Here is a 17031-nt window from a genome sequence, read left to right on the forward strand (position 1 = left end):
CCGTTCTATCTGCGTTCAAAAGATATTAATGAGCATCATCGAAGCCAGAGAAATACTAAAACATCGCTTCGGGTACGACGAATTCCGGATGAATCAGGAATCGGCGATCGGGGCTGTATTTGCGCTCAACGATTGTGTTGTGCTGATGCCTACTGGCGGAGGGAAGTCGTTGTGTTATCAGATACCGGCGTTGATGCTCGATGGATTGACCGTTGTTATTTCTCCGCTGATCGCTTTAATGAAGGACCAAGTTGACGCGTTAAGAAGCAACGGTGTCGAAGCGGCGTTCTTGAATTCGACTCAGTCTTCGCGAGAGCAGGTTGATGTATTTCAGGATGTTCGAAGCGGGAAATTAAAACTGCTCTATGTCGCTCCCGAACGTTTGCTGCAGAGCGGCGATCAGTTCCTCGAGTTTCTCCGTGAGATCAATATTTCGCTGTTCGCGATCGACGAGGCGCACTGTATTTCGAGTTGGGGGCACGATTTTCGACCGGAATATTTGCGGCTGGCTACCCTCAAGAAAGAGTTCCCAACGATTCCGCTTATCGCTCTGACCGCGACCGCTGACAAACTCGTTCGCAAAGACATCTTCGAACGGCTTAACATCCCAAACGCCGAGCTTTTTCTTTCGAGCTTTAACCGCCCGAACATCTACTACGGCGTCGAGCCAAAGCGAAACTCGTATAGCCAACTGCTTGATCATCTAGAAAAACGAAAGGACGAGAGCGGTATTATCTATTGCCTGAGCCGCAGTTCTGTGGATTCGCTCGCAGCTGATCTGCGTGACGAGGGATTTAGTGCACTGTCGTATCACGCCGGACTCGATAAACAGACGCGCGACAAACATCAGGAATCTTTTCTGAAAGATGAGACCAAGATCATCGTCGCAACGATCGCATTTGGCATGGGCATCGACAAATCGAACGTGCGATTCGTCGTCCACATGGATCTGCCGAAGAATGTCGAGAGCTATTATCAGGAAACGGGACGTGCCGGACGTGATGGTCTGCAGAGCGATGCCCTGCTCTTCTTCAGCTGGGCTGATGTGATCAAACTCAAACGCTTTGCCGCCGTCGAAGGGAACGCTGTGCAGTCCGCGATCATGCTCAAAAAGCTCGATCTGATGGGTAAATTTGGCGAACTGACGACGTGCCGAAGGCGTTTTTTGCTCAATTACTTTTCCGAAGAATCAACAGAAGATTGCGGCAATTGTGACAATTGCACGACGGTCGTCGAACGTTTTGATGGCACCGTCATCGCTCAGAAAGCGCTCAGCGCAGTTTATCGGACGGATCAGCGGTTCGGTATGAGCTATCTCATCGATTTCCTGCGTGGTTCGCAGGCGAAGACTATCCGCGACGAACACAAGAACATTAAAACCTACGGCGTCGGTGCCGATATTTCGAAGGACAGTTGGTTCAGCTATTTCAAAGACCTGATCGCTCAGGGCTACCTCGCACAAACCGACGGTGAATATCCGGTCATCGTCCTAACCGAAACAAGCATGGACGTGTTGGCCGGAAAAACTCCGGTCGATCTCATCAAGGTTAAGGTCAAGGAAGCGAAGAAAACAAAGCTCGTCGCGGACGTTTCTCATCCATATATTCAGGCGTTGTTCGACGATCTGCGGCGATTAAGAGCAAATTTTGCAAAGCACGAAAACGTGCCGCCATACGTTGTTTTCTCGGATGCCACACTTATCGAAATGTCAACATATCTGCCGCAAAGCGACTGGGAGATGCGAAAGATCTCGGGGGTCGGGGATCTCAAATTCGATAAGTACGGAGCCGATTTTCTCGCTGAGATCAGAAAATATTGCCTCGCCAACAGCCTGACCTCGCGCATCGATTTGAGAGTGACAAAACGCGAGCCGCGAAAACGGACAAAACGCGATGTGCTTGGGAAAGACACATATCATGTTTCTCTCGATCTCTTTCGGGACGGGAAATCGATCTCGGCGATCGCGAAGGAACGCAATCTTTCCGTAAGCACGATCGAAAATCACCTGTCTCGCTTTGTTGCGACCGGTGAGATCGCTCTGGATCAATTTGTCTCGCTCGAAAAGGTCGATCCGATACGTGCCGCAATCTTGAAATTCAGCGACGGCAACGCCCTTTCGCCGATCAAGGAATATTTGGGCGAAGATTACAGCTATGGCGAGATCCGGGCGGTGATGGCGTCGATGGGAGCGATATAAATTCCCGCTAAAGATGGAACTCAAAGTTTTAATATTTCAAAGAAACATCGTAAACTTATTTACTTATAGGATTTAGTTATCGGGATTTTATTTTTTGGAGAGATTATTTATGAAGATCGGATTGCCGAAGGAAATTAAGGATAACGAGTACCGCGTTGGTTTGACGCCGGCGGGTGTTCAGGCATTGTCACACGCGGGGCATACTGTTTTTGTTCAAAAGACGGCGGGCGAGGGCTCGGGGTTTAAGGATGAGCAGTATGTGAAGGCCGGCGGCCAGTTGCTCGACACCGCGGACGAGGTCTGGCAGGCAGGCGATATGATCGTCAAGGTCAAAGAGCCGGTCGCACCTGAATATCCGCGAATGCGCGAGAATCAAGTGCTTTTCACGTATTTGCATCTTGCTCCTGAATTGGAATTGACCAAGCAGATGATGGACCGCAAGGTCACTGGCGTCGCATACGAGACCATTACGCAGGGCAAACGTTTGCCGCTGCTGATCCCGATGTCAGAGGTTGCAGGCCGTATGTCCGTGCAGGTCGGTGCGACTTATCTAGAGAAAATGAACGGCGGCCGCGGCATTTTGCTCGGCGGCGTTCCCGGAGTTCCGGCGGCAAATGTCGTCATTATCGGCGGCGGTATCGTTGGAACCGAGGCTGCGAAAATGGCGGTTGGTTTGGGAGCCAAGGTCACGATCATCGATCGCGATCTCGACCGTCTGCGTCAGCTCGACGATATTTTCCTCTCGAAAGTTCAGACGCTCGCTTCGTCGCGTTACCAGATCGAAGAGGCGATCTCGCATGCCGACCTCGTGATTGGTGCAGTTCTTGTGGTCGGTGCGGCGGCTCCGAAACTGGTAACTCGCGACATGCTGCATTTGATCCCGCAAGGTGCAGTTCTCGTTGACGTTGCTGTCGATCAGGGCGGATGCTTTGAGACTACACATGCCACTACGCACTCGAATCCGACCTATTACGAAGAAGGCGTCCTGCATTATTGCGTCGCAAATATGCCCGGTGCGGTGCCGAGAACTTCGACATTTGCTTTGACCAACGCAACGCTGCCGTATGCTCTCGACCTTGCGAATAAGGGCTTTGAACAAGCGATCAAGGACGATGCAGGTCTTGCAGAAGGCGTTAATACATACGCGGGCAAGCTTACTTACGAGGCTGTCGCGACGTCGCAAGATCGCGAATATACGTCGCTTGATACTCTTATCGATCTGAAAGCGGCTGCAGCCTAAACGCGTCAGCACTTTTAAGCCACGAATTACACGAATATCACGAATTATTTTTTCGTTTGTGTTATCAGTGTAATTCGTGGCTGACTTATCTTAGATGTACGAATTTGCCGTTACACCAGCAGTTACACAGCTTCGCCGCCCGGGCGTGATCATTACCGAGGTCACGGCCGAGAGTCTGGCGGAGGAACTGGAACTCGAGCCAAATGACCGGATCGTTAAGGTCAACGGACGGCCTGTGCGTGATTATCTCGATTTTCGTTTTCAGACAGCGGGCGAGACCGAGCTGATATTTCAAGTCAAAAAGACCAACGGCGAGACTCACGACATCGAATTTGACCGCGACGAAGGCGAAGATTTTGGCCTGATGTTTGAGCAGATAGTTCCGCGGCAGTGTGCGAACGAGTGTATCTTCTGCTTCTGCAAAGGCAACCCCGACGACGCTCGTCCGTCACTCTTTGTCCGCGACGAAGACATTCGCCTCTCGTTTCTCTACGGCAATTACACAACTCTCAGCTCTATCACCGAAGACGAGATGAACCGCATCGTAGAGCAGCGTTTGTCGCCGCAATACGTGTCGGTACATGCGACCGATCTCAAAACTCGTGCGTATTTGCTCGGTGTTGACGAATCGCGGGCCGACATTTCAGACAAACTACAGCGTTTGCTGGACAACGATATCGAACTGCACGCTCAGGTCGTGCTTTGCCCCGAGATCAATGACGGGCCCATCCTCGAAAAGACTTTGCGTGACCTTGCTTCTCATTATCCAAAGGTGGTTTCGACCGCCGTCGTTCCAGTTGCGCTCACACGCTACAACACCGACAAGCGTTTGACCCGTGTCACGCCCGAGTTTTGCCAACGGACGATCAAAGAGGTCGAAAAACTGCAGAAAGAGTTTCGAAAAACGCTCGGCGTCACGTTTGCGTTCCTCGGTGACGAGATCTATTTAAAGGCCGGAGCCGAGATACCGTCGCGTCGACATTACGGCAATTACCCGCAGATCGAAGACGGTGTCGGTATGATAAGGTCATTCGTGAATGCGTTCGAGAGGTTGTTGAACCGCCGAGACGCTGAGACACAGAGTTTGAAGAATGTACGGACCCATAGCTCAGCGATGTTGCCGAAAGGTCAAAAACCTAAGGCCAAAGACCAAGGGCCAATGTCCGATCATGGTACCTTTCTCACCGGCGAGATGTTCGCTCCGGTCCTCCGCGAACAGATCGACAAATATAACGCTCAAACGGGGGCGAGACTCACCGTGATGGCCGTTCCAAACGGCTATTTCGGCGGTGATGTCTCTGTGGCGGGATTGCTGACGGGGCAGGATCTCGTGACGATGAAGGACAAGGTCGTCGGAGATTTCGTTGTCATACCTCGCACTACCATCAAATCGGATGAGCCGATCTTCCTCGACGGAATGAGCTACGAAACTCTCAAATCTCAATTCAAAGTACCGGTCTACGATGTCGACACGGAAGGACTCGTCGAGATGCTATCGAGATAAAAACAGAACGCGGATCTTATAGATCCGCGTTCTCCGCTTTATCCGCGTTCAATACCTTACCGAGTAAAGTTGTAAATGATAACGCCCGTGACCTTGACCGCTATCCCTGATAGCCGTGTCGGCGTGAATCGAGCGTTTCTTGCCGCTCGTTCGGCGTCGGGTTTCAAGAGCGGATGTCCGCTGACCGCGCTTGCCGAGACGACGTGTCCCGATTCATCTATCAAAACCTGCACTTTAACCTGGCCTTGTGCTCCGACAGCTTTGGCAGCGGCAGAATAGATCGGCTTGGGCAGGCTTGTCGCGTTGCCATTAACGACACCGCCGGATACCGGGCCGCGTGGCGGTTCGGGCTTTTTGGCGACAACCGGCGGAGGTTCCGGTCTAGGCGTTTCTGCCACCGGGCCATCATCTGCCACGAGGCTGGGGCCGCTTGGGCCGGTCGGACGGTTTACTACTGGTTCACCGGCGGGCGGGCCCACTGGATCGGTATTGACGGTACTGATCTGGAATCGGCCGTCGGGCCGTGCGACATCTGTGTTGCGAGCTGTCGAGACCGTCGTCGGCACAATGGTCGGCTCGTCAACACGGGCCATATTCACCGTTCGCGTGGGCAGCACGCTCTTGGCCTGCGTCGGGGCCGTCGGAACGCGAGGCTTCGGTGGTTCAGGGGCGACAGCGGCCATTTCGACCGGTGCGATCATTTCCGTCAGGTCGAGATGTGCATTGCCGATACCGTAATCCGAGGCGTAGATACTAATGACTACTGCCGAGATAAACAATATCCCAACGACGGCGGTCGAGGTGAGAAAATAGTTTCGGCGGCTTTTGAACTCCGCACCGACTGGTTCAGATTCGATCAATTTATCAAACATTTTATTATCCTCCTGTGTAGCCGGTGCCAACCGCTGATGGATTAGACACCGGATCGAGGATAATGTTCCCGCGCTACTGATTTTTTATTTTTATTAACTCCGCCGCGATCGAAACGGCGATCTCCTCGGGCGTTCGGCTGTTGATCGGCAGGCCGATCGGGGTATGAATTTGGGCGAGTTTTTCTGTGTCGAACCCTTCTTTTTCGAGGCCTGTCATCAACGCATTCATTTTTGCTCGGCTGCCAAGAACGCCGAAATATTTGAAATTGTGAGAAAAAAGCGAGCGGATGACGATCTCGTCGTACCTGTAACCGAGGGTCATCACGACGACGTAAACGTTGTCGCCACCAGGAATGTGATTGCCGATATTTTCGTAACCGTCAACGATAGTGATCTCGTCGGCAAACTCGTTCTTCTCGATCGTATTCAGATCGGGCCGGTCGTCGAAGATGCTGATACGAAAATCTAGTTTCGACATCAGTTCGCTCAACGCCAACGCACAATGTCCGCCGCCGATGATAAAGAGTCTGTTTTCTGTGCCAAGAGTTTCGGTATATACGAATTCGGATTCGCTTGTTCTTGAGAAACGACGTCGCGATCGGTCAGTTTCATTCTCGACAATTTGAAATTTCACGTTTGAAATCTCAAATGCGGCTGTATTTCGTTGGAGCAGATTCGCGGCTATCGAGTCGATCGTGGCAGCGTCGTCAGATGTAAGTCGTTTGAGAATGACCGTCTGCTTTCCTGAACAGATCATGCCGCTCGGATCTGTTGAGTTCTTTTGGTGAACCTGTTCTACTAAAGTCGCTGCGGGGAACCCATTCGCCGTTCCTCCCGGATCTGACAAGAGGCCTCGGCTTTGCTCGACGAGATTCACCTCCATCACGCCGCCGCCTATGCTGCCGCACAATTCGCCGTCCGCCGAAACGGCCATCTTATAACCAGATCGACCCGGACTGCTGCCGCTGCTTGTCGCAACAACGAGCAACATCACCCGCTCGCCATCTTTTAGATGAGAGGCGATGAATTGCCAAAACTCAAATTCCTTATTCATCGATGAAAAGTTTACCGTAAGGCCGTGTGGATGCCGAGGCAATTTAAAACAGGATATACCGGATTAGCAGGATTGACGGGCAAAAGATGATCATGTGCATCGTATATATCCTGTTTGAATCAGTCATCAGCATGCAGATTCATCAACACCTTCTCCGGCGTGAATGGAAGGTCAAATTCTGGCGAGCGATCGGTATATGCCATTACCGCATTTCGTATCGCGAAATACGCGCCGATGCCGTACATTAGCGGCGGTTCGCCGACGGCTTTTGAGTTGAAGATGGCGAGATTGTCGCGCGTCGTTTCGAGAGCGACAACCGAAATGTCTTTTGGTACGGAATAAATGTCGGGCACCTTATAGGTCGAGAGAGCGTTCGACCGGAGCTTGCCTTTTTCATCGTAAACGACCTCTTCCATCGTGACCCATCCGAGGCCCTGGACGATGCCGCCTTCGATCTGCCCTAGATCGACAGCGGTGTTCATAGAAGTGCCGAAATCGTGACAGCATTTAACATAATCGACCTCGTATCGCCCGCGAAGGCAATCGACCGTCACGCCGACGATCGCTGTGCCGTAAACGTGATATGCGAACGGATGGCCTTTTGCCGTTGACCAGTCAAAACCGATTCCCGGCGTGGCGTAGTGCGAGTGTTCGCTTAGATTTACACGCTGCAGGTGAGCGTCCATCACTAGCGTTTTCCAGTCGAGCGATGTGCGTTCGCCGTTACGGTGGACAAAGCCGTCGCGAATCGAAAGCTCATCGACGCTCGATGCCTCAACGAGCGGGAGAGCCACTTCGAACAACCGTTTTCTGATCGTCTCACACGCGATCTGCGTCGCTTTTCCGTTGAGATCCGCGGCCGCAGAAGCGGCAGTTGGCGACGTATTTGCGATCCGTAATGTATTGGTCGTGTGAACGCGGACATTGCCGATCTCCATGCCAAAGACCTTTGCAGCAACCTGTGCCATTTTGGTGTTCACACCCTGGCCCATTTCGACGGCACCGGTCGAGACGGCGACGCTGCCGTCGGTATAAACATGCACGAGCGAACGCGCCTGATTCATCGGCGTTTTGGTAAATGAGATGCCAAAACAGACGGGCATCGCCGCAACACCTTTGCGAAAATATTTTGACGAGGCGTTGAATTCGTCCGCTTCTCGCCGCAATGCGGCAAAATCAAATTTCGCATCGGCCTGCGACCACGATGTCGTTGCTTCGCTCTCGGCGATCTGGCCGTATGGGAACTCGTCGCCCGATTCGAGCAGATTGCGACGTTGAATTTCGCTCGCTGAAACACCAAGCTTTTCCGCAGCGTGTGCAATTGCCGATTCGATCACGAACATTCCCTGCGGCCCGCCGAAGCCGCGAAATGCCGTGTTCGGCGGCAGATTTGTGCGGCAGCAATACGCGGTCGCCGTGACGTTTGGAATGAAATAGCTGTTGGTGCAGTGAAAGAGCGTGCGTTCGAGCACCGGCGGCGAAAGGTCGCACGAGGCTCCGGCGTTCTGGTAAAACGCGGCCTCATAGGAGACGATCTTGAGATCGGCGTCGAGTCCGATCTTGTAATCCGCGGAATACGGGTGCCGCTTGCCCGTCATTCGCATGTCTTCCATGCGATGAAGGGCATATTTTACGGGACGTTTGGTCAATTGCGAGGCGACCGCGACGACGCCGGCCCAAGCGTTCGCCTGATCTTCCTTTCCGCCGAATCCGCCGCCCAACCGCTGCACATCGACCTCGACCTCATGCATCGCCAGCCCCGTCACACGACAAACCGCCCGCTGCACAGCTGTCGGCCCCTGTGTCGAAGAATACACCTTCATCCCGCCATTCTCGGTCGGCACGGCATACGCACCCTGCGTCTCAATATACAGATGCTCCTGCCCGTTCTGCTCGGTCTTGCCTTCGAAAACGTGAGCACAATTCGCAAACGCGTTCTCGGTATCACCGAGCACGAACTTCTTCGGCGCCACTATCAGATCGCCATTCGCAGCGGCAGTTCGCGGGTCGGTCACGACCTCAAGCGGATCGATCTCGGCCGTGATCTTTTTCGCGGCCTTGCGAGCAAGCTCTTCGCTCGTCGCCACCACGATCGCGATCGGCATGCCGCAGAAATGGACTTCAGCATCCGCCAACAGCGGCTCGTCCTGCACAATGCCACCAATCTCGTTTTCGCCGATGATATCTTTTGCAAGGATAACGCGAACCACGCCTTCGCTTCGTTCGGCCTCGCTCGTATCAACGCTCAACAATCTCCCATGAGCAACCGGCGAATCAAACACACACGCATACAGCGTACCTCGGACAACCGGAATGTCATCCAAATAAACGGACTCGCCGCGAACGTGTGATGTTGAGTCGATGTTTTTCATATTTTGGCCACAGAGTTCATGGAGATCACTGAGAAGAAGTAGTTTTCACTCGGTGGTCTGTGTGGCCTCTGTGGCAAAAAGTTCTATAAAATGTGCCCGGAAAAGCTGCCTTAATAGCAGTCGTTTATATTGTTCCGTTCCGCGCACGTCAGAGATCGGTGATGTTTCGGACTGGATGATCTCGTTTGCGGCTGCGATCGTTTCTTCGTTTACGGTTTTGCCCACGAGAAAGTCTGATGTTTTTCGCAGATACAACGGTATCGGCGAGACGCCGCCGGCAGTTACGTGGGCGGCTGCAATTACGTAATCGATCTCGCTAGATTCCGAAGCGTCTGGCAACTCGCCGCGAAGAACGGGCGGGATCCACGCCGCACCGGGCTTTGACTCGATCTCTAATGAGATCGCGGTGTTTACGGTGGCGATGTCGAGATACGTGCGTTTGCAGACCTTTTCGAAATTGAAGCGGAAATCGCCGGTTGGTTTTTTGAAACGGATCGCGGTGATATATTCCTCGGGCGATTTTGCTAGTTGTTTGTAGCCCAAATAAAAGTCTTTCAATGCGAGAGTTCGCGATTCGCCCTTACTAACGTGCGGGCTTGTGCAAAGATCGATCTCGGTATCAAGTGCGAGAAAGAAAACCGTCATATCGCCGATTGGGGATGCATTGACGAAGTTGCCGGCCAAGGTCGCCATGTTGCGGATCGGTGTGGATGAAACGAGTGATAGGTACTTGAACAGGTTCAGGCCAAAAACCGACCACATTTCTGGTGACTGCAAGAGATCGGTCACTGTCGTTGAAGCTCCGATCTCGATATAGTGACCAAAATCGCGAACACCACGGAGCCCATTATCAAAAAACAGCGAGGTTGGCGCAGACTCTGCCATGGCCTCTGGTCTTTGGACGTATAAGTCAGTTCCACCACTAACTACACATAAAGGGTCCGAACCTTGTATTCGATCAAATGAGTCAATACCTGCTAGTCGATTCGCAATACCATCAAAATATTCAGGGACTACTCCGTCGGCAATTGATGATGCTAGAGCTGTTTCTCCTTCCTCACGATCGGTCAGTTTCATAGCCGCTCGTTCGATCGACTTGTAGCCTGTACAGCGGCAGATATTTCCGTCAATCGACGAGATGGCATTGTCAGGCGTCTTTGCTTGTTCGTCAATACAAAATCCGGTCAGCGACATCACAAATCCGACCGTGCAGAATCCGCATTGCGTGCCGTTTTCATCAACCATTGCCTGCTGGATCGGTGTGAGGCCGCGGTTTTCGGGGTTAATGCCTTCGATGGTGACGATGTGCTTACCTGCGGCGTTGGCGAGCGGCATCAGGCATGAGGTCATCGACCGATAACGCACCTTACCATCGACGAGTTCGCCCACCAAAATAGTACAGGCACCGCAATCGCCCTCGCGGCAGCCGATCTTAGTGCCTTTTAGATCCTTGTGATAACGCACAAAATCGAGGACCGTCGAGCCTGTCGGCTGATCGGTCGAAATTTCTTCGTTGTTGAGAATGAAATTTGCCAAAATGGTTCCGGACTTATCTCGTACCACTTATTTCGGAAAGTATCCGGAATAAGTCATAAGTGATAGGTGAAATGTAATAAGTTAATACTCGATCTTGTCAGCCTTCGCGTCCCAGGCCTGAAATAGGGCAACGCCTTCGTCGCGGAGAAGGTTTATCATTACGCGTTCGCGATCTTGGTTGGGCAACGAAACTTCGTCGTAAATGAAATCATCGTCAAAGCCAACGGCGGCCGCGTCTTCTCGAGTACAGGCATAGAATACCTGAGACGGACGTGCCCAATAGATCGCTCCAAGGCACATCGGGCACGGTTCGCACGAAGTGTAGATCGAGCAGCCATCCAATTGAAACGTATTGAGCGTTCTACATGCCTCGCGGATCGCGACGACCTCGGCGTGAGCCGTTGGGTCGTTGGTCGAAGTGACGCGGTTGTTGCCTTCGCCGACGACCTTGCCGTCTTTGACCACGACACACCCGAACGGCCCGCCGTCATTATTGTCCATGCCGGCACGGGCGAGTTCGATGGCCCGCTTCATAAATTGTGCGTCCTTGTCGGTCATTAAGCTTTCGGCCCGGTGATCTTGATCTCGTAAATCTTTTTCCAATTTTTGCCGGTGACGAAAAGGCGGTCGCCTGTTGCATCGTACGCAATACCGTTGAGCGTATTCTCAGCTTTCGAATCGTACGGATCGTTTGTCTTTGGCTGGTCATCGGGCGAAATCCCAGAGAGATCGATCCAACCGGTCAATTTGCCTGTCGCAGGGTCGATACGAGCGATGTGATTTGGTTTACCTAAGGTCTCAGGATCTTCCGAATGCCAGATATTGGCCCAGATCTCACCTTTGACGAATTCCAGTTCATTGAGCTTCATCAACGGCCTGCCGTCCTCGCGCATCACTGGGATCGTCCTGACAGTTGCGAAGGTCTCAGGATCCATTACCTTGATGACATGAGTGCCCTGTGAGACAAAAAGGTTAGTTCCGTCCGTCGTGATGCCCCAACCTTCCCCCAGATAGCTGAATTCCTTTATCAATTTGAAATCGTTCACATCCAGCACGCGCCCGAGGCCGCCTCGCCAGGTGAGCATGTAGATCTTGTCGCCCAAAAGCGTGATACCTTCGCCAAAATCCTCGCGAGGAAGGTCCCATTTCTGCAGGACCTTTCCGGACGCTATCTCAACCTTTCGGACCGACGACCTTCCTTCCTGGCCGGTGCTTTCATAAAGAAACCCGTTGTGAAAGATAAGGCCCTGCGTAAACGCCTTCTGGTCGTGCGGGTACACATTTACAACTTCGTATCCGTACACGGGTAGAGCCGCCTGAGGAGTCTTGGGGGCAGGAGTGTTAGCGTTAGGTTTTGTATTATTCGCAGGCGAACTGCATGCGAGCGACAAGCCGAGCGAAATAGTCAAGATCAATAAACGCATATATTTAGACAGGTTGGAGGCATTATTTCTTAAGTACACGTTCGATCGCAGCTTTGAATCCCTCGACCGTTAGGTCCCGTGCCTTGACGCCGTTAGTGTAGATCGTCGGTGTCGAATTGATACCGTAGGCATTGCCGTCGGCCATATCTTTACGAACCTCGGCCGCCGTCTTTTCGGAGTTAAAGTCTAACTCAAATTGAGTTACATTCAAACCCAGACCGGCGGCGTATTTCTTGAGCGAGGCATCGTCGAGCTTATCCTGATTGGCATATAGAATTTCGGTATATTCGGCAAATTTGCCTTGAGAGTTTGCCGCATTTGCTGCCAACGCGGCACGAAAACCGTTCTCATGAATGCTCTCGAGCGGATAATCGCGCACGACGAATCTGATCTTCCCGGGAAAGGCTGATATCGCTTTCTTTAATAGCGGATGCGTCGCGGCACACGCCGAACACTGAAAATCGCTGAACATAACGATCGTCACCGGCGCTGTCGCGGCCCCGACTGACGGATCGTCATCGACCGAAATGATCTGCACCACCGGCTCGGGCGCCGTATACACGATCTTTGCCTTGTATTTTGCAAAGAGCTTTGCTTGCAAAGCGTCGAGCAGGCCTTCGCGCTCCACGTCCGTGTAATCTTTCATCTTGTCGGTGACTTCTTGAGCGATAAATGCGGACGAATCGATGCCGAGGGCCTTGGCCTCATCTATGGAAAGGGCACTGAAAAGTACTTCGGTCGCATTTTCAATAACGGCATCGGCGATCTCGGCACGTAGTTCGTAAAGTGTGACACGGGCAAATTCGTCGTATTCCTGTGCCGACACGGTCTTGCCGTTGAGGGTCGCGATCGTCTCAAAGCTGCCGAGATTGGGCGTGTTGATATCTTTTCCAATAACGGCCTTATATTTTGTTTTCAACGCCTCATACATCGCCGAGATCACTTTCGATTCCGGTTCGCTGCGTAAAAAAGTGACGATCGTCTTGCGGGCCTGTTCGAGTGTCTTATCACCGAGAGCGGTGCGGTTTGCTTCGTAAACCGCCTTGATCGTGGCCTCGGGCGGATCGGCGACCTTTTTCTTTTCCTTGACTATCAATTGTCCGACGGAAATATTCTGAGCCTTTGCCTCTAGATCAAGCAGGCGTTGATAGATCATCTGGTTTAACAGGTCGGTCCGCTGTTTAGCCATCGATACCGGCAGATCTGCCACCGCTTTCTGGACCTCAGGCGAGAGGTCGCTCAGCTTGATCGTATGTCCGGTCGCGGTCGCGATAATGTCCGTCGGCTTTTGAGCTGCGGCTGTCAAAGCAAAAAAAATCAATACAAAGATCAAAGAAATCGGTTTCATATACATGCGGCTATGTTTAGCTTTTGGCATTTTATCAATTCTTACGTACGCAAACTATCTCCTATTTGATGTTCTCAACGCCTGAACGTATGCCGGGCGATATTGAAATTGCTAGAATCGAGCAGAAAGCCGTTATGGGAAAGAAACTGCCGCGAAGGTTCTATCTGAGCGAAGACACACTATCTATTGCCCGAGATCTGCTCGGCAAACTGATCGTCGTCCCCGACGAGAGCGGCCGACGCGTCTCGGGCATGATCGTCGAGACCGAAGCCTACCTTGGCATCACCGACCGAGCGGCTCACAGCTACGCCGGTCGCCGCACGCCGCGAAACGAAGCGACATATCTCAAGGGCGGCCACGCGTACGTCTTCTTTATCTACGGCATGTACTACCAGCTAAACGTCGTCACCGGACCTGCAAACCACCCGCACGTCGTCCTCATCCGCGCTGTCGAACCGGTCGAAGGCATAGAAAACATGTATGAGCGTCGCGGTGTAATGAAAGACCGCAATCTGACCTCCGGACCGGGAAAACTCTGCATCGCGCTCAATATCGACAAAACACTAAACGGAGAAGACCTCCTAGGCAAAAAACTCTGGCTCGAAGATTACCAAACATTCATCGACGATGACATCGCCGTCGGCAAACGCATCGGCATCTCCTACGCCGGGGAAGACGCGGAAAAACCGTGGCGGTTTTGGGTGAAAGGGAATGTGTTCGTAAGCAAAAGTCAGGACCGGCAACGGTAGCGACCAGGTTTTGGTTTGCGTATGAAAATAGGAACCTGGTCGCTACCGCTCTCGGCTCTGACAGGTCATCCGCATTCCAAACTTCGGCCGTAGCGTGATCTGCGGATTGAGGCCGATCTTTTGACCTTGATCGAGCGATAATTTCCATTTTCGGGCAATGGTCGCGATGAGCAAAATTCCTTCGGTCCAGGCGAAGCTTTCGCCGATGCATCGACGGCCGCCGCCGCCGAAGGGGAAGTAGATGTTTCGATTGCCGGCTTCTTTGACGCTCATTGTTTCCCAGCGTTCGGGGCGGAATTCGAGCGGATCGTCAAAAAATCTTGCGTCGCGATGTGTGATGAACGGACTGGTCAGGATCAGCGTGCCGGGCTTGGCCGTAAAGCCGCCGAAATCGTGGGCCGCGATCACATTTCGCCCGATCGCCCATGCGGGCGGATAGAGCCGCATCGATTCGGCGAGGACGGCCTCAGTGAATTTGAGGTTCGGGATGTCGTTGATAGTTGGTGTTCGGAAGGCTGAGACACGACCGGTAGCGAGTGTGTTCTTAGCGTCAATACTAGTATCCGATGCCGAGAGAACACCCTCGCTACCGCTCAGGTTTCCGCCTTCCGCGAACGCCGAAACGAGCTCGGCATGCAGTTTCGCCTCGGCCTCAGGATTTTGCGACAGCAGATACCAGGTCCACGTCAATGCGTTCGCGGTCGTCTCGTGACCGGCGAGAAAGAGCGTCAATGCTTCGTCGCGGACCTGTTGGTCCGTCATCGTTCCGCCGTCGTCTTCGTCCTGAGCCATCAGCAGCATCGAGAGCAGATCGCCCTTGTCTTCGCCTGTCCTTCGTCGTTCGTTGATGATGCCGTAAATGACCTCGTCAAGTTTCTTTTTTGCCCGTTTGAATCTGATCGAGTGCGGGATCGGGAGCTTTTCGAGCCATTCTGAGAATGGAAGCAGCAGAAAATTGAACAGCTCGACCATCGTCGTCATCGCCGCCCCGATCTCATCCGCGTCGTCCTCGACCTCTGCGTTGAAGAGCGTTTTGGCGACGATCTGCAGCGTCAGATGCATCATCTCTTTGTCGATGTCGCGGGTCTCGCCGTCTTGCCAACTGGCGGCCATCTGCTCGGCATACTCGACCATCGAACGGGAGTATTCAGCGATCCTTATGCGGTGAAACGCAGGCTGTATCATCCGCCGTTGACGCAGATGCGCTTCGCGTTCGCTGGTCAAAAGGCCCTCGCCGAGCAGAACCTTGGCCCGTTTCAATGCACGGCCTTTTTCAAATTTATCGGCGTTCACGACAAACAGATCTCGGATCAGATCAGGATGATTTAAGAAAAAGACCGGCTGTGGGCCCATTCTCAAAAATGTTACATCGCCGAGTTCGGCTTGCCGTGTTAAAAACGCCGTCCGGTCGCGCCAGAATGCCGGCAGGTGGCCGCCGATAAAACTCGGCAGCTGTGATGGCGGCAGGGAAGTTACATTTTTGTTGGCGTTGTCGTAAGGCATTTAGAAATATCGCTCAAAAACTGCTATTTTTATTACATTATGTCAGAACCGAAACTTATGAAAGTCAAGCCGGATATCCGCGCAATTACTAGGCTTGTGCCGCCGAGCGGCAATCTTGTACAAGGGCAATCAGAACTGCCTATCGACCCGCAGCTCGCCGCCGAAGCCGCGCGCATCATCGCCGCCAGCCAAAATCATTACGGCGGCAGCGAAGGCCACGAAGGCCTGCGAAAGGCCGTCGCCGCCAAGATCGCCAAATACAACAACATCACCGTCGATGTGGACGCACGGCCGTTCGAGGTGATGATCACCAACGGCGGTACAGGTGCGTTGATCGGAGTCGCTCAAAGCTACCTTCGCGGCAGGTCGGCGCTTGTTTTCGAACCGTATTATCCGTATCACCGCCGGATACTCGATGATTTCGGCTCCAAAACTGAGACGTTCGAACTTGACGAAAAGTTGACATTCGAGAAAGACGCACTGTTTGCTCGCTGCAAGGAGCTGCGGGATCGCAGCGAATTTCCGCTTAAGATGATCATTGTCTGTACGCCCGCAAATCCGAGCGGCAAGGTGATGTCCCAGACCGAACTCGAAGCTATCGCCGACGTCGCCAAAGAACTCGACCTGATGGTCGTCTCAGACGAAGTTTACGAGCACTACGTCACCGGCGAAAACCCGCACACGCCGATAGCGAGTTTGCCGGACATGTGGGAGCGCACGATCACCGTAAATTCATTTTCTAAATCGTGGAACATCTCCGGCTGGCGTCTCGGCTACGCCTACGGCAAGGGCGAGCTTATTCAACCGATCAACAATGCCGCCAACGTCATCTACGTCTGCCCCGCGACGCCGCTGCAGGCAGCATTGTCTGAGGTTTTGATGGCGGACGATGCATATTACCCGCAGCTCCGCGACAAATTTGACGGCAAACGCGCGTTTACATCCGAGATATTGACGGGCCTCGGTTTTGACATCTACAACTCAGGCTCGGCATTCTATCTGTGGGCACGCATCCCGGAACAATTCAATGACGCGATCGCCTTTAACGAAATGCTCATGCGCGATGCCGGAGTCGGAATGACACCGGGCTCCGCGTTCGCCGACAGCGACGACTGGGACGCCTTCGTCCGCATCTGCATCGCCCGCGAAGACACCGTCCTCGAAGGAGCGATGGACAAGCTGAAAGGTGTTCTGAGTTAGCAAAAACGATGGTAAAATATCGTTTGAGGTGA

General features: G+C 52.9%; 13 protein-coding genes. 5 read left to right on the plus strand and 8 right to left on the minus strand.

Annotated elements, in window-relative coordinates:
* Positions 1 to 28: 28 nt before the first annotated feature.
* The 3 genes from recQ (at position 29) to IPK01_09510 (ending at position 4941) form a co-directional block, all read left to right on the plus strand.
* Positions 29 to 2197 carry a DNA helicase RecQ gene (gene recQ, locus IPK01_09500; protein ID MBK7933718.1) on the plus strand — a complete coding sequence of 723 codons (2169 nt, stop codon included), beginning with the start codon at positions 29 to 31 and terminating at the stop codon, positions 2195 to 2197.
* Between the two features lie 109 nt (positions 2198 to 2306).
* Positions 2307 to 3437 carry an alanine dehydrogenase gene (ald, locus tag IPK01_09505; protein MBK7933719.1) on the plus strand — a complete coding sequence of 377 codons (1131 nt, stop codon included), beginning with the start codon at positions 2307 to 2309 and terminating at the stop codon, positions 3435 to 3437.
* Positions 3438 to 3531: 94 nt separating this feature from the next.
* Positions 3532 to 4941 carry a DUF512 domain-containing protein gene (locus IPK01_09510; protein MBK7933720.1) on the plus strand — a complete coding sequence of 470 codons (1410 nt, stop codon included), beginning with the start codon at positions 3532 to 3534 and terminating at the stop codon, positions 4939 to 4941.
* Positions 4942 to 4997: 56 nt separating this feature from the next.
* On the opposite strand, the gene IPK01_09515 is transcribed toward IPK01_09510, so the two are convergent.
* From IPK01_09515 to IPK01_09545, 7 genes are all read right to left on the minus strand, one after another.
* Entirely contained in the window at positions 4998 to 5813 is an 816-nt protein-coding gene (locus IPK01_09515; protein ID MBK7933721.1) for a TonB family protein, read from the minus strand.
* 73 nt (positions 5814 to 5886) lie between these two features.
* A complete protein-coding gene (locus IPK01_09520) occupies positions 5887 to 6867 on the minus strand; it encodes an XdhC family protein (protein MBK7933722.1) in 981 nt (326 codons plus the stop codon).
* A 119-nt stretch (positions 6868 to 6986) separates the two neighbouring features.
* The gene (locus IPK01_09525; protein ID MBK7933723.1) at positions 6987 to 9239 is read right to left on the minus strand and encodes a molybdopterin-dependent oxidoreductase; all 2253 of its coding nucleotides are present in this window, start codon (positions 9237 to 9239) and stop codon (positions 6987 to 6989) included.
* 45 nt (positions 9240 to 9284) lie between these two features.
* The gene (locus tag IPK01_09530; protein MBK7933724.1) at positions 9285 to 10775 is read right to left on the minus strand and encodes an FAD binding domain-containing protein; all 1491 of its coding nucleotides are present in this window, start codon (positions 10773 to 10775) and stop codon (positions 9285 to 9287) included.
* An 81-nt stretch (positions 10776 to 10856) separates the two neighbouring features.
* Positions 10857 to 11333, minus strand: a complete 477-nt coding sequence (locus tag IPK01_09535) for a nucleoside deaminase (GenBank protein MBK7933725.1) — start codon at positions 11331 to 11333, stop codon at positions 10857 to 10859.
* Positions 11333 to 12199, minus strand: a complete 867-nt coding sequence (locus tag IPK01_09540; protein MBK7933726.1) for a glutaminyl-peptide cyclotransferase — start codon at positions 12197 to 12199, stop codon at positions 11333 to 11335. The genes IPK01_09535 and IPK01_09540 overlap by 1 nt, the downstream gene beginning before the upstream one ends.
* A 22-nt stretch (positions 12200 to 12221) precedes the next feature.
* A complete protein-coding gene (locus IPK01_09545; GenBank protein MBK7933727.1) occupies positions 12222 to 13547 on the minus strand; it encodes a thioredoxin domain-containing protein in 1326 nt (441 codons plus the stop codon).
* Between the two features lie 89 nt (positions 13548 to 13636).
* Here IPK01_09545 and IPK01_09550 point away from each other — a divergent pair, with 89 nt between their 5' ends.
* Positions 13637 to 14296, plus strand: coding sequence for a DNA-3-methyladenine glycosylase (locus IPK01_09550; protein ID MBK7933728.1), 660 nt, complete (start codon positions 13637 to 13639; stop codon positions 14294 to 14296).
* A gap of 42 nt (positions 14297 to 14338) precedes the next feature.
* Here IPK01_09550 and IPK01_09555 read toward each other — a convergent pair whose 3' ends face one another.
* Positions 14339 to 15799: a cytochrome P450 gene (locus tag IPK01_09555; protein ID MBK7933729.1), complete on the minus strand. Its 1461-nt coding sequence runs from the start codon at positions 15797 to 15799 to the stop codon at positions 14339 to 14341.
* Positions 15800 to 15838: 39 nt separating this feature from the next.
* Between IPK01_09555 and IPK01_09560 the strand changes: the two genes are divergently transcribed.
* Positions 15839 to 16999, plus strand: coding sequence for a pyridoxal phosphate-dependent aminotransferase (locus tag IPK01_09560; protein ID MBK7933730.1), 1161 nt, complete (start codon positions 15839 to 15841; stop codon positions 16997 to 16999).
* The last annotated feature ends 32 nt before the right edge of the window (positions 17000 to 17031 follow it).

The organism is Acidobacteriota bacterium (genome assembly GCA_016713675.1).
Classification (GTDB): Bacteria; Acidobacteriota; Blastocatellia; order Pyrinomonadales; family Pyrinomonadaceae; genus OLB17.

What these genes read in the sequence shown, in the direction of transcription:
- recQ (MBK7933718.1), top strand. Translation starts at nt 29, where the DNA reads ATGAGCATCATCGAAGCCAGAGAAATACTAAAACATCGCTTCGGGTAC.
- IPK01_09555 (MBK7933729.1), bottom strand. Translation starts at nt 15,799, where the DNA reads ATGCCTTACGACAACGCCAACAAAAATGTAACTTCCCTGCCGCCATCA.
- IPK01_09515 (MBK7933721.1), bottom strand. Translation starts at nt 5,813, where the DNA reads ATGTTTGATAAATTGATCGAATCTGAACCAGTCGGTGCGGAGTTCAAA.
- IPK01_09560 (MBK7933730.1), top strand. Translation starts at nt 15,839, where the DNA reads ATGTCAGAACCGAAACTTATGAAAGTCAAGCCGGATATCCGCGCAATT.
- ald (MBK7933719.1), top strand. Translation starts at nt 2,307, where the DNA reads ATGAAGATCGGATTGCCGAAGGAAATTAAGGATAACGAGTACCGCGTT.
- IPK01_09545 (MBK7933727.1), bottom strand. Translation starts at nt 13,547, where the DNA reads ATGAAACCGATTTCTTTGATCTTTGTATTGATTTTTTTTGCTTTGACA.
- IPK01_09550 (MBK7933728.1), top strand. Translation starts at nt 13,637, where the DNA reads ATGCCGGGCGATATTGAAATTGCTAGAATCGAGCAGAAAGCCGTTATG.
- IPK01_09520 (MBK7933722.1), bottom strand. Translation starts at nt 6,867, where the DNA reads ATGAATAAGGAATTTGAGTTTTGGCAATTCATCGCCTCTCATCTAAAA.
- IPK01_09540 (MBK7933726.1), bottom strand. Translation starts at nt 12,199, where the DNA reads ATGCGTTTATTGATCTTGACTATTTCGCTCGGCTTGTCGCTCGCATGC.
- IPK01_09535 (MBK7933725.1), bottom strand. Translation starts at nt 11,333, where the DNA reads ATGACCGACAAGGACGCACAATTTATGAAGCGGGCCATCGAACTCGCC.
- IPK01_09525 (MBK7933723.1), bottom strand. Translation starts at nt 9,239, where the DNA reads ATGAAAAACATCGACTCAACATCACACGTTCGCGGCGAGTCCGTTTAT.
- IPK01_09510 (MBK7933720.1), top strand. Translation starts at nt 3,532, where the DNA reads ATGTACGAATTTGCCGTTACACCAGCAGTTACACAGCTTCGCCGCCCG.